General features: G+C 41.3%; 10 protein-coding genes and 4 tRNA genes. 10 read left to right on the top strand and 4 right to left on the bottom strand.

Going from position 1 to position 12415, the window contains the following annotated elements:
- Window positions 1–33 precede the first annotated feature (33 nt).
- Window positions 34–1458 (top strand): mannose-1-phosphate guanylyltransferase/mannose-6-phosphate isomerase, encoded by a 1425-nt coding sequence (locus ND6B_RS09290; RefSeq protein ID WP_033103522.1) that lies wholly within the window; start codon window positions 34–36, stop codon window positions 1456–1458.
- Window positions 1459–1533: 75 nt separating this feature from the next.
- Here ND6B_RS09290 and ND6B_RS09295 read toward each other — a convergent pair whose 3' ends face one another.
- The 3 genes from ND6B_RS09295 to ND6B_RS09305 form a co-directional block, all read right to left on the bottom strand.
- Window positions 1534–3690 (bottom strand): response regulator, encoded by a 2157-nt coding sequence (locus ND6B_RS09295; RefSeq protein ID WP_033103589.1) that lies wholly within the window; start codon window positions 3688–3690, stop codon window positions 1534–1536.
- 80 nt (window positions 3691–3770) lie between these two features.
- Window positions 3771–4427, bottom strand: coding sequence for a helix-turn-helix transcriptional regulator (locus ND6B_RS09300; protein ID WP_008108518.1), 657 nt, complete (start codon window positions 4425–4427; stop codon window positions 3771–3773).
- 213 nt (window positions 4428–4640) lie between these two features.
- The gene (locus tag ND6B_RS09305) at window positions 4641–5012 is read right to left on the bottom strand and encodes a histidine triad nucleotide-binding protein (RefSeq protein ID WP_013466185.1); all 372 of its coding nucleotides are present in this window, start codon (window positions 5010–5012) and stop codon (window positions 4641–4643) included.
- A gap of 92 nt (window positions 5013–5104) precedes the next feature.
- Between ND6B_RS09305 and ND6B_RS09310 the strand changes: the two genes are divergently transcribed.
- Entirely contained in the window at window positions 5105–5707 is a 603-nt protein-coding gene (locus ND6B_RS09310) for a DUF2057 domain-containing protein (protein ID WP_013466184.1), read from the top strand.
- 57 nt (window positions 5708–5764) lie between these two features.
- Here the strand turns inward: ND6B_RS09310 and ND6B_RS09315 are convergent, their stop codons facing one another.
- Window positions 5765–7606, bottom strand: a complete 1842-nt coding sequence (locus ND6B_RS09315; protein WP_033103521.1) for a M1 family metallopeptidase — start codon at window positions 7604–7606, stop codon at window positions 5765–5767.
- Window positions 7607–7748: 142 nt separating this feature from the next.
- Between ND6B_RS09315 and murB the strand changes: the two genes are divergently transcribed.
- The 8 genes from murB to tuf all read left to right on the top strand — a co-directional run bounded on the left by murB (window position 7749) and on the right by tuf (window position 12296).
- Window positions 7749–8759, top strand: coding sequence for a UDP-N-acetylmuramate dehydrogenase (murB, locus tag ND6B_RS09320; protein WP_033103520.1), 1011 nt, complete (start codon window positions 7749–7751; stop codon window positions 8757–8759).
- A complete protein-coding gene (birA, locus tag ND6B_RS09325; RefSeq protein WP_033103519.1) occupies window positions 8756–9748 on the top strand; it encodes a bifunctional biotin--[acetyl-CoA-carboxylase] ligase/biotin operon repressor BirA in 993 nt (330 codons plus the stop codon). Before murB ends, birA begins: the two co-directional genes overlap by 4 nt.
- Window positions 9745–10443: a type III pantothenate kinase gene (locus ND6B_RS09330; protein ID WP_013466180.1), complete on the top strand. Its 699-nt coding sequence runs from the start codon at window positions 9745–9747 to the stop codon at window positions 10441–10443. Before birA ends, ND6B_RS09330 begins: the two co-directional genes overlap by 4 nt.
- A 126-nt stretch (window positions 10444–10569) precedes the next feature.
- Window positions 10570–10645, top strand: a tRNA-Thr gene (locus ND6B_RS09335).
- A gap of 39 nt (window positions 10646–10684) precedes the next feature.
- Window positions 10685–10769 (top strand) — tRNA-Tyr (locus ND6B_RS09340).
- A 46-nt stretch (window positions 10770–10815) separates the two neighbouring features.
- Window positions 10816–10890, top strand: a tRNA-Gly gene (locus ND6B_RS09345).
- 10 nt (window positions 10891–10900) lie between these two features.
- Window positions 10901–10976: transfer RNA gene (locus ND6B_RS09350), tRNA-Thr, on the top strand.
- Window positions 10977–11111: 135 nt separating this feature from the next.
- On the top strand, window positions 11112–12296 hold the full coding sequence (tuf, locus tag ND6B_RS09355; protein ID WP_013463851.1) for an elongation factor Tu: 1185 nt from the start codon (window positions 11112–11114) through the stop codon (window positions 12294–12296).
- Window positions 12297–12415: the final 119 nt, after the last annotated feature.

The following is a 12415-nucleotide window of genomic DNA, read 5'->3' as shown; positions in this document are numbered from 1 at the left end:
AAAATAGCCGCTGATATTTTTATTGGCGGCTTTATGAATACAACCCTTATTACACCGGTAATTTTAGCTGGCGGGATTGGCACACGGCTTTGGCCGCTGTCGCGCCAAGCAATGCCAAAGCAGTTTTTATCTTTGCTTGATAATAAAAACCAGCAGTCGTTATTACAAAGCACGTTAGTGCGTGTTGCAACTGAGGACTTTAATCCCGCTATTTTGGTCTGTAATGAGCAGCATCGATTTATTGCCGCGCAGCAGGCAGCATTTGCAAAGCCCCATGCCATAGTACTTGAGCCTGAAGGCAAAAATACCGCACCAGCCATTGCCCTTGCCGCGCACTATGCATTAAAAAATAATATTACTGGTCCCTTGTTGGTGATGCCTGCCGATCATTATATTGAAGATTTTACGCCATTAACTGCTCAGTTATCTGATGCGGTGACACTGGCTGAGCAAGGTAAATTAGTTACATTTTCAATTACGCCAACAGAGCCGCATACCGGTTATGGCTATATCAAACAGGGCGCAGCAATTACAGGTACTGCTTGCTTTGAGGTAGACCAGTTTAAAGAAAAACCTGATTTAGCAACTGCATCAAGCTATTTAACTGAGGGCGGTTATAGTTGGAACAGTGGCATGTTTTTATTTACTCCCGCTGCATATCTAAAAGAGCTGGAACGCTTTGCGCCAAAAATAGCTAAAAGTGTTGCTAGTGCCACTGATTTTAAACAAGACTTAGCGTTTACTAGAGCAAATACTCATGCACTTGAATCTTGCCCAAGTGACTCGATTGACTACGCTATTTTAGAGCGCAGTAATAATGTGGTGGTAATGCCCGTTGCATTAAATTGGAGCGATGTGGGTAGTTTTTCTGCACTCGCAGCGTTGAGTAAAAAAGAGCCACAGTGTAATAGCCCACACCAGGAACATATCGCCCAAAACAGTAGTAACAACTTAGTTATTAGCGAAGATGGACACACAATAGCGACGTTAGGGGTAAGCGATTTAGCGGTTATTCATACCCACGACGCCACTTTAATTGCTGATCAAAATGCGCTTGATGCCCTCCCGTTATTACTCAAGCAATTGGCAACAACACATAATAACAAACTGACACACCATCAGGTGGTTTACCGCCCTTGGGGAAATTATCGTACGCTGGTAGAAAGTATCGGTTTTAAAGTAAAAAAAATAACCGTTAATAGTGGGGCTAGGCTCTCAACGCAGCGTCATCAGCATCGCGCTGAGCATTGGGTGGTAGTATCAGGCACTGCAGATATATGTATTGATCAGCAAAGCTTAACGCTGACCCATGACCAGTCTTGTTATATTGCTGCAAAACAGCTGCACAGTTTAGCGAATAATCAGCCCGAGCCCTTAGTTGTTATTGAAGTGCAAACGGGTGCCATTTTAGATGAAAGCGATATAGAGCGATTTGACGATATATACGGCAGAAAATAACAGTATAAATAGTGAAAATGCTTGATTATTTGTCACTGCAGTAAAACTTGGTAGCCCGTAGCCCGTAGCCCGTTTTTACCCTAGTCCTTGCCGTACATACTTTAAATACGCCTCTAAACTGTGTTGCCACAGTGTGCTGGCTTCATTTAACGAGTTATTTAATGGTTTTTTATCTAGTAAGCGTCGCTCAATTTTTTTTAGAGCTAGTCCATAGCTATTAAAACCAAGTTGCATAGCGGTGCTAGCTTGGCGATGTAATAACTTAATGCATTGCTCGGGGTCTTGCTCTAATAAAGCTTGGCAACGGCTCAGCTTATTACGAGCAGAAAGAATAAATTCATTATAGATAGAAGATACTTCATCAATACTAAAAGAGCTTGTCAGGGTGTCTGTTGCGGTTTCATCGTATAACGTATCAATCAGCTCGACAGCAATATTAGCTGTTTGTGTTGACTGTGAATCACTCAATGCTTGGCGTAGTTTCTCTTGCTTTAATGGCTTGCCAACAATGTCTTTAATACCCAGTGCTAAGTATTCTTTTATTTCATCAGGGCTCAAACTGGCAGTAAAGGCCAGCACCGGCGTTCGCTGATTTTTATGCTCCACCCGTTTGAGAGTTTTTAATACCTGTTGCCCTGTTAAATCGGGTAAGTTCATATCAAGTAGCACCACATCAAAGTGGTATTTTTTCATCAACTCAATCGCACTTTTGCCATCTTTAGCGAGCTTAATTTTATGCTCGTCGTCAGCCATAAATTCAACAGCTATTTTTTGGTTTAAATCTAAATCTTCAACAAGTAACACATCAAGCCCAGTTAAATAATCCTTACTTTGGTGGCGTTGCTCTACAAGGCTAAGCTCACCAATGGCTAACGTCATGTTAAAGCTAAAGACACTGCCTACTCCCAGCTCACTGGTAATTTCTAGCTGGCTATTAATTTTATCGAGAAGGCGACTGGTTATAGCTAGTCCTAGGCCTGTTCCGCCTTTTTCTTTACCGGCACTGCTTTGAATGTAGGGCTCAGTTAAATAATCAATTTCATCTTTTTCAATACCGGGACCTGAATCGAGTACGCTTACTTTAAGGGTATGATCTAGCTGGGTTTCATTAATTAAGTCTATTTGTACTTTTACCATACCCGTATCGGTAAATTTAATCGCATTACCTACAAGGTTAATAATAATTTGTCTGAGTTTTTGTTGGTCGCAGTAGTAACAGGCTTTGTCGGGGATATTACAGGCGAGCTCAAATTTAAGTTGTTTTTGTTCGGCCAGAGGGCTTAACAGCAAACATAAGTTTTGCAGCCACGTTTTAAACTCTATGTCTTCTTCGTACAGGGCTTCGTCGTGCTGATCTAAGCTTGCATATTCCAGCACTTTATCTACCAGTAAGTTGAGTGACTCTGCTGAGTTGATAATTGCCTCACAATAGGCTTTGTTACGGCTGTCGCTGGTTTGGTTTAATACTAGTTGTGCACTGCCTAATATGCCGTTTAGTGGTGTGCGTATTTCATGGCTGATGGTGGATAAAAACAGTCCGCGAATTTCTAAATCTTTATGAGCTTTTTCAGTGAGTTTATTAAGTCGTAATTCCCTGCGCTCATTACATAACAACGCCATGCCTGCAGCATAGAACATGGGGGCAATAACACTATTTAAAAATAACAGTGAGTTAAACCATGAATTTAAAATGGCATCCTGTTGTGCAATGTCATCCATAAATAGGCTTCGGGTAATAAAACTTGCTGCAACTAAAGTTAAAATAATTATGTAAACAATACTGGCGTTAGGGTAGGGTTTTCGCGCATATTTTATAAATATAAATAATAAAAAAGTGGCCTCTACAATATGCTGCAAATCAGAAATATATACCCGTGAGCGCATTGAGGGCTGTAAAAATGTGAAATAAACAAGCAGCAAAGCGCTGAGCGCTGTAAATAAGCAAACAAACTTAAGGCCACGACCATGATAATTTAAAAATTGACTCAGTGACAAACAATGCACAATAGAGGCTAAAAACATCATGTTATTAGCAAGGGTAATGGCAATCTGATCAGGAATTTTGCCTATTAGCGCAAAACTAACAATGGCAGCTAATAGCAGTAAAGGATAAAAAATATAAAGTAACGTGCCGGGAACATGCTTATTGGTACGCCAGGTTAAAAAGTTCAGTAGCGTCATCACTGTCATAACGGCGATACTGGCAAAATAAAGCGTAAATGAGTCGAGCATTAAGACCCCAACAGCGTTTTTTAAAGAAGATATAAAAACAGGCACTTAAAGTGCCTGTATGGTATTTATTCAAACAAACGTTAACGAATTTCGTCAGGAATGTTTTGTTGTGCCCAAGAAAGTAATTCAATACGGTTACGACATTTAGTTTTTCTAAATGCACTGTATAAATGAGTTTTAACCGTATGCGGGCTAATACTTAACTCTTCAGCAATTTCTTTATTTTTAGAACCATTACTCATTAACGAGATAATTGCTTTTTCACGCTTCGTTAGCTTTATTGGTTCAATATCACCATCAGTTAGTTTATGCAGGGCATCTTTATTAAATTGCAGCATGCGGTTAAGCGCATTACACATAATGTCACGACGATACCAAAGCTGATCTTCGAGTAATAAACGAATCCCTTTCATGAGTACATCGGCATTATCTGTGGTGTAAAATACACCACGAATACCGCTAAGTAATGCGCGATTAGCAAGCTCTGGGTTTTCATCTAAATTGAACAACACAATATCGCACTTGATGCGTAAATTAACGAGTTGCTCTTTTAGCTTTGTCCATGCGTCTTTACTTGATGTTTCAATGAACAATAAGCGAGTACCTACCGGAACATCTAAAATATTTGTACCCGTAGTTACGTCAAGGCCTTGCGTTTTTAACAATGGCTCTAAAACGTTAATACCAATAGTGTTAATTGGTTCTTCATCTAACAACAAAAAGGCTGAACTGCTCATGTTTTTTTACTCTTTTATAAAGCTGGCTAATTAATTTTACCACAATCCCTACACACCTTTTGTATTAGAGAATCATTATTTCACTGGAGAAAAGGTGCGATTTCCGATTATTTAAACATAAAATGTTGCAAATAAGTAATTGTTTTTTTTCGTGTAGTAAGAAAAACGCCGTATTTTTGATTTTTTTAAACTAATCTAAGATTTAACTAAGCACTATAGCGCCGTTTTTTTAGTTTCTTGGTATGGAGGCCAGCCCATTTCTTTACCTGCGAGCATATGTAAATGTATGTGATACACAGTTTGGCCACCATGTTCATTACAGTTCATCACAACGCGGTAGCCGTCATCGCTAAAGTTGTGTTGCTTGGCCAGTTTTGCGGCGACCGTGTATAAATTACCAACTAAATGTGAGTTTTCATTATTTATATCATTTATAGTGGCAATTGGTTGCTTGGGAATAATTAATACATGAAATGGCGCTTGAGGATTAATGTCTTTAAACGCCAGCGTGTCATCGTCTTCGTAAATAATGTCGGCTGGAATTTCGCGATTAATAATTTTAGTAAAAATAGTCTCTTGGCTCATAATGATGACTCTAATTTATTTGATTAATATATGTGTCACTAATGACAAATTTTGCTAGCAGTGTCAAACTGAAATCAACTAAAGGAGTAATTATGCGTAAATCAATATTATTAGGCAGTGTAGCGGCGCTCTTAGTGAGTGCATCGAGTTTGGCAGAAAATATTCACTTTCCTGAGGAATTTGTTCCTTTGCAAGTGGGTGAACGAATAATTGAAAGTTCGCTTTTTAGTCGTGTTGATGATGTTGAATTAGCACCGGGTACTTATCAGCTAAAACTTAAATACACAGATTTATATGACTTAGGTTATGACGATCATGAAGTGATTGAGTCAGAACCTTTTTGGGTGAATGTAACCATTGAAGCGGGTAAAGATTACACCTTAGTATTTAATCGTGCTGAAAATGCGGTAGCGGCAAAAGTATTTGCTGAGGCACCGCAAGTGAGTTTAAAAGCAAAAGGCAGCACCTTAGCTAAGCCATTAAATATTATTGCCGAACGACAAGTTCAAAGCGCACAGTTTAACCAGCAAACAACAGCAACCCCAGCGGGCCCGCAAAAACCGAGTCGTCCCATTAAACCGATTACGCCAATTAATGGAAAAGGCATGCCAAGTGCGGCAAATATGCTCGACTTTTGGTGGCAACAAGCAACGCTCGCTGAAAGGCAGGCTTTTTTAGATAAAGTAACAAAATAATTAAGCATTAAAAAAGGGCCAAATTGGCCCTTTTTAGTTTATTGGTAACGCTATTATTTATTCAAATAACGCGTCAATGGTACCTTGTGCAAGTGGGTGATAACCCGGACGTGCTTTTAAGTACACGCTTTGTGCCCAGTCTTTTTTACCATGTGTAATAAGTGCTTTGTAAAGTGGCACTATTAGCTTACGACGACCAATACCCGATAAGTGTTTATCAAGCGCAGGGTAAATCGGTTGGTAACCGTTACCCACTGCTAGCATGTACCATGCAAATGCGCGTTCTGCGTTAGTTGATTGGGTTAAGTTAAACTCGCCGTCTAATTCAGTCATTTTTTCAATGCTTAAATCGCGCGGTAGGTTATTTAAAAAGTGCAGCCACTCATGCACTGTCCAATTTGCAGTAGGTAATTGTGCGGCAGTTGTATCCCCCTTTAACCATGCTTGTGTTGCAGCATCTACTTTAACGAACGCATCAGAGGTAGGGTTAGGTGCATCACTTGGTAAACCAGGCTCAAAAATCCACTCGTTCACTTTATCCATGCTCACTACACCAGGGTACTTTTCAATTAAGTTAGCTTTGATGTAAGTCACAAATTGCGCAGTGGTTAGTGACTTAAACGCAAATTCATTAAAGTAAGTTTTAACAAAGTCATCAAACTTATCACGGCCATATTTTTCTTCTAGGTAGATTAAAAATAGCTGACCCTTTGTGTAAGGCACTGAGCTAAACGCATCATCCGGATCGCGGCCATTAAGTTTTAAATTAAGGCGAGTGTCTGGTGCATCAATGGTTTTAAGTTGCGCACGCAGGCCAGCTGTATCAAGCGCTTGCTCCATTACTGCACGGTCGCGACCAAATACTTCTTCCATAATGCGGTTTTCAACGTAAGAGGTAAATCCTTCGTTTAACCATAAGTCTTCCCACGTGGCATTGGTTACTAAGTTACCAGACCAAGAGTGAGCAAGCTCATGTGCAATCAGGTTAACGAGGCTTTTATCGCCAGCAACAACGGTTGGGGTAATAAATGATAGACGCGGGTTTTCCATGCCACCAAATGGGAAGCTAGGCGGTAGCATAAGTAAGTCATAGCGACCCCAAGCATATTCACCATACATCGCATTGGTTTTGTCGATCATCGCTTGGGTGTCATTAAATTCAGCAACTGAGGCATCCAAAATAGTCGGTTCAGCAAAAATACCGGTTTGTTTAGACATCGCTTTAAATTCTAAGTTACCAGCACCAATCGCAATTAAGTAAGGCGAAATTGCTTGTGGCATATTGAAGTGGTAATCACCGTCTTTATAAAGGGCATCTTTATTATCGGCACTCATTACCGCACGCACATCTTCAGGGGTATGAATACGTGCAGAATAAGTCACACGCATTGCCGGTGTATCTTGCACAGGGATCCAACTACGTGCATGTATCGCTTGCGATTGACTATACATAAACGGGTGCGTTTTACTGGCTGTTTGCTCTGGCGTTAACCACTGTAAGCCCGACGCTTCTGGGCGACTGTTGTAGTAAATACGAACTTTTTCAGCTTGGCTTTTAAATGTAATGGTTAGTTTTGAGCCTTTAACATCGTCGCGATTAGCAAGGTTAAAACTGGCTTTATGCCAATTGCCATTGGCTGTTTGATACATCACTTTATCAATATCAAGATCGCGGGTATCAAGTACTAGCTTTGTGCTTTTCGCGTTTTGCCATTGTAGCGTATGCTCAACAAAACCTTCTAATTGCTTGTCGGCAAAGTCGATGTCTAAATCAAGGTTTAAATGCGTGGTGATAACATCATCAAGGTTGGCGTAGGAATTTTGATCAATAGCGCTAGCCATTGCTTGCGAGCACATACCGGCCATAGCGAGGCTTAAAAAAAGAGGTTTGATTTTCATAATTACCTTGAGTACAAATAAAAAAGTACCCGTTTTATAACATGATTGCCACAGTGGGTTGAACAATTTTTACAAGCTGATGCGCAATTTGCGACGATGAGTTAAACTAGAGCGATTAATTACTGGTACCTTTAGGACCCTTGTGGCGCACTCATTACAACCCCTACATACATTTGCATTAAGTAGCCAATGCCAAAATTTTATTGAGATCACCGACTCAGCGCAGCTTCAAACTCAGAGCTTTAACGCGCCTTTTTGTCTGTTAGGGGAGGGCAGTAATACCATTTTTTTAAATGATTATGCTGGCACGGTTATTAAAATGGCGACCCAAGGAATTAATATTGCTGAACGGGAAAATGATTTTTTAGTCAGTGCGGCTGCCGGTGAAAATTGGCATCAATTAGTGACTTACTTGCTTGAGCAAAGCATAGCAGGGTTTGAAAATTTAGCACTCATACCTGGCACAGTCGGTGCTGCGCCAGTGCAAAATATTGGTGCCTACGGTGTAGAAATAGCACAATTTATAGAAGCTGTTGACTATTTTGATATTAATAGCAACTGCTTCAAATCTTTAACTAATCAGCAATGCCACTTTGCTTATCGTGAATCGGTTTTTAAACACGCGTTAAAAAATAAAGCGGTGATCACCCAAGTGCACTTTAAACTGCCAAAAATATGGCAACCAGTACTCAGTTATGGGCCGCTTCAACAACTAAAAAATCCGTCGCCACAGCAAGTATGTGAGCAGGTGATACAAACACGCAATAGCAAACTCCCAGACCCTTATAAACTAGCTAATGCTGGGAGTTTTTTTAAAAACCCAATTATTACGAATGCTGCGTTAGTGCCGTTACTTGCGCAGTTTCCTGAGTTACCTCATTACCCACACGGAGCCGGTCATCATAAAGTCGCAGCGGGGTGGTTAATAGAACAAGCGGGGTTAAAGGGATATAAGATTGCCGGTATTGAAGTGCATCAGCAGCAAGCTTTGGTGCTCGTTAACCATGGTCACAGTACAGGGGATGATTTGATCAGCATGATCACCCATATTCAAAACACTGTTTTAGCGCGCTATAACATAAGCTTAGAACACGAAGTGCGGTTAATTGATCAACACAATGAATGCCATATCTCTTTGGAGCAATCAGCATGAAAGCACCTGATGGAAACAAGCTGGCTATTTTAAATGCGCTTAATAAAGGCGGGTTTGTCTCTGGGCAAGCTTTAGGAGAGGAATTAGGAATTAGTCGTGCCGCTGTTAGTAAACACATTCAAAGCCTACAAGCTATGGGCTTAGATGTATTTAAAGTTACAGGTAAAGGCTATTGCTTAAATAACCAAGTAGGGTTACTTAATCAGGAAAAAATACAACAGCTTTATGCTGAGTTAGGGCAAAATATCGCTAATATTGAAGTGCAGCCGCTCATTGATTCAACCAACAGCGAACTAATGCGCCGCATTCAGGCTAAAACACCACTTCAGTCGGGCACGGTAATCGTTGCCGAAATGCAGCAAGCAGGTCGGGGGCGTCGAGGGCGTGTATGGCAATCGCCATTTGGTGCCAACTTATACTACAGCTATTTTTGGCGATTAGATGATGGTTTACAAGCCGCTATGGGTGTATCGATTGCTGTTGGTTTAGCGGTGTATGATGCGATAAAAGCACTTTATGGTATTGATGTAGAGTTAAAGTGGCCAAACGACATTTACATAAACAAACAAAAGCTCGCTGGCGTATTAGTTGAATTAGACGGGCAACCACAAGGGCCGTGTCAGTTGGTGATAGGAATTGGTATTAATTTAAATATGCCACAAAGTGCCAGTCAGCACATTGACCAAGCATGGACAGATTTAAGTCAGCACACCCAGCAGCTAGATAAAAATCAATTAGTAGCTTCATTAACTTATTGGTTAGAGCAGCGCTTAGCGCAATATCGCGAGAACGGCTTACAAACTATGTATCAACAATGGAATGCATTAAATGCGTTTGCAGGCGAGCAGGTAGAGCTTAATACCGGGCATCGTAGTTGGCGTGGCATTTGTGAAGGTATAGATGCGCACGGTGGTGTACGTATTCGCCAAGACGGCGAAGTAAAAAGTTATTATGGCGGCGAGATTTCATTAAGAAAGGCGCAAGCATGAGATTGTTAATTGATGTAGGTAATACTTCACTCAAAGCCGTATTGTGGGAAAACGGGCAAATACAGCCATGTGATATTAATAATATTTCATGGCAGCAAATTACGGTTGTTATTTACGCTTGTGTTGGTCGTAGCGAGTTACTTAAACAATTATTAGCGCAAGCCAAAACGCATAATATTGATTGTTTTGAGGCTACGGTTAGTAGTGAGCTCGGTGGGTTACGCTGCGCGTATCAGCAAGTAGGTAATTTGGGTATAGATAGATGGTTGGCGCTTATTAGCGGTTATACGCTTTACCCTAATATGGCTGCTATTGTTGTTGATGCTGGCACGGCTACCACCATAGACGTTCTCAATAATGATGGGCAGCATCTAGGAGGCTGGATATTACCTGGGCTTGATTTAATGACCTCATCACTCACTCAAAATACTCAGCGGGTATTTGATGATGCAAACACGCCATTTGCTAATGAGCTTGGAAAAAACACCCCTAATGGGTTAAAAAACGGAGCCTTAGTGGCAACTATGGGTGCCATTGAGCAAGCAAGGTTGCATTTAAAGACAAAAAATAGCCTCTTAATTTTTGCGGGTGGTTATGGTCAGCTGTTACAAGGGCATTTTTCACAGAGTATTTTCGACCCAATGCTAGTAATGAAAGGCTTAAATTACTGGTATGAGTTAGCTAAAAAGAGTTAAAAACAACAAAAAAACAGCTTTTTGCGCGAATAGTGAGCATTTGAAGCATTAAATCACATTTTTTTTAATTTTTTGGTTGCATCCCAATAAACCTTACTCTAGAATCTCGCCCCGTACTAAAGCAGTGCCGACTTAGCTCAGCTGGTAGAGCAACTGACTTGTAATCAGTAGGTCAACCGTTCGACTCGGTTAGTCGGCACCACTTTCCTTTTACCGGAAGTGCTTAGTAAAGAATTATCGTGGAGGGGTTCCCGAGCGGCCAAAGGGATCAGACTGTAAATCTGACGGCTCAGCCTTCGCTGGTTCGAATCCAGCTCCCTCCACCACTTTATTCTAGACGGTTAGAGGTAGTTTAAGAACAGGTTCCTTAAAGCGGGCATCGTATAATGGCTATTACCTCAGCCTTCCAAGCTGATGATGCGGGTTCGATTCCCGCTGCCCGCTCCAATTTGATGATGCTGATATAGCTCAGTTGGTAGAGCGCACCCTTGGTAAGGGTGAGGTCGGCAGTTCAAATCTGCCTATCAGCACCAGTCAATCGAATCGCCTTAAACACTTCCTTTATCTGTCAGAAAAAACTATTTGAAATTTGAAAAAATTAACTTAATCTACCTATGGTGGATTATTTTCATATGTAATCTAGATACACAAAACTGATAGGTTCCGTCATGGCAAAAGAAAAGTTTGAACGCGTAAAACCGCACGTAAACGTTGGTACAATCGGCCACGTTGACCACGGTAAAACTACACTAACTGCAGCAATCACTAACGTACTTGCAAAAGTATACGGCGGTGTTGCTAAAGATTTCGCATCAATCGATAACGCTCCAGAAGAGCGCGAGCGTGGTATCACAATCTCAACTTCACACGTTGAGTACGATACTCCTACTCGTCACTACGCACACGTAGATTGTCCTGGTCACGCCGATTATGTTAAAAACATGATCACTGGTGCTGCTCAAATGGACGGCGCTATCTTAGTAGTTGCTGCGACTGACGGTCCTATGCCACAAACTCGTGAGCACATCCTACTTTCTCGCCAAGTTGGCGTTCCTTACATCGTTGTATTCATGAACAAATGTGACATGGTTGATGATGAAGAGCTACTTGAGCTAGTAGAAATGGAAGTTCGTGAACTTCTTTCTGAATACGACTTCCCAGGTGATGACTTACCACTAATTCAAGGTTCTGCACTTAAAGCACTTGAAGGCGAAGAGCAATGGGAAGCTAAAATCGTAGAGCTTGCAGAAGCACTAGATACTTACATTCCAGAGCCAGAGCGTGACATCGATAAGCCATTCATCATGCCTATCGAAGACGTTTTCTCAATCCAAGGTCGTGGTACTGTTGTAACTGGCCGTGTTGAAGCTGGTATCATCAACGTGAACGACGAAGTTGAAATCGTTGGTATCAAAGAGACGACTAAGTCTACTTGTACTGGTGTTGAGATGTTCCGTAAGCTTCTTGACGAAGGTCGTGCTGGTGAGAACATTGGTGCACTTTTACGTGGTACTAAGCGTGAAGACGTTGAACGTGGTCAAGTACTAGCTAAGCCTGGTTCAATCAAGCCACACACTACATTCACTTCAGAAGTATACGTACTTTCGAAAGATGAAGGTGGTCGTCATACTCCATTCTTCAAAGGTTACCGTCCACAGTTCTACTTCCGTACAACTGACGTAACAGGTGACGTACAGTTACCAGAAGGCGTAGAAATGGTAATGCCTGGTGATAACGTTAAGATGACTGTAACGCTAATCGCGCCAATCGCGATGGACGAAGGTCTTCGTTTCGCTATCCGTGAAGGTGGCCGTACTGTAGGTGCTGGTGTTGTAGCAACTATCGTAGAGTAATAATTAACGTTTAAGTTAATTGTTAGAAAAAGGTCACTTAGGTGGCCTTTTTTAATGGCTGCGATTTACATCATGTGAAGGTGGCGCAGTTACCTTAGGCGTAGGTGCTTTGTAGCAAC

Origin of the sequence: Pseudoalteromonas sp. ND6B, assembly GCF_000764215.1 — a bacterium.
Taxonomy (GTDB): Bacteria; Pseudomonadota; Gammaproteobacteria; order Enterobacterales; family Alteromonadaceae; genus Pseudoalteromonas; species Pseudoalteromonas tetraodonis.
This window is presented reverse-complemented; position numbering and strand designations above follow the sequence as displayed.

What these genes read in the sequence shown, in the direction of transcription:
- ND6B_RS09330 (WP_013466180.1), top strand. Translation starts at nt 9,745, where the DNA reads ATGAGATTGTTAATTGATGTAGGTAATACTTCACTCAAAGCCGTATTG.
- ND6B_RS09305 (WP_013466185.1), bottom strand. Translation starts at nt 5,012, where the DNA reads ATGAGCCAAGAGACTATTTTTACTAAAATTATTAATCGCGAAATTCCA.
- ND6B_RS09310 (WP_013466184.1), top strand. Translation starts at nt 5,105, where the DNA reads ATGCGTAAATCAATATTATTAGGCAGTGTAGCGGCGCTCTTAGTGAGT.
- ND6B_RS09300 (WP_008108518.1), bottom strand. Translation starts at nt 4,427, where the DNA reads ATGAGCAGTTCAGCCTTTTTGTTGTTAGATGAAGAACCAATTAACACT.
- ND6B_RS09290 (WP_033103522.1), top strand. Translation starts at nt 34, where the DNA reads ATGAATACAACCCTTATTACACCGGTAATTTTAGCTGGCGGGATTGGC.
- birA (WP_033103519.1), top strand. Translation starts at nt 8,756, where the DNA reads ATGAAAGCACCTGATGGAAACAAGCTGGCTATTTTAAATGCGCTTAAT.
- tuf (WP_013463851.1), top strand. Translation starts at nt 11,112, where the DNA reads ATGGCAAAAGAAAAGTTTGAACGCGTAAAACCGCACGTAAACGTTGGT.
- ND6B_RS09315 (WP_033103521.1), bottom strand. Translation starts at nt 7,606, where the DNA reads ATGAAAATCAAACCTCTTTTTTTAAGCCTCGCTATGGCCGGTATGTGC.
- ND6B_RS09295 (WP_033103589.1), bottom strand. Translation starts at nt 3,690, where the DNA reads ATGCTCGACTCATTTACGCTTTATTTTGCCAGTATCGCCGTTATGACA.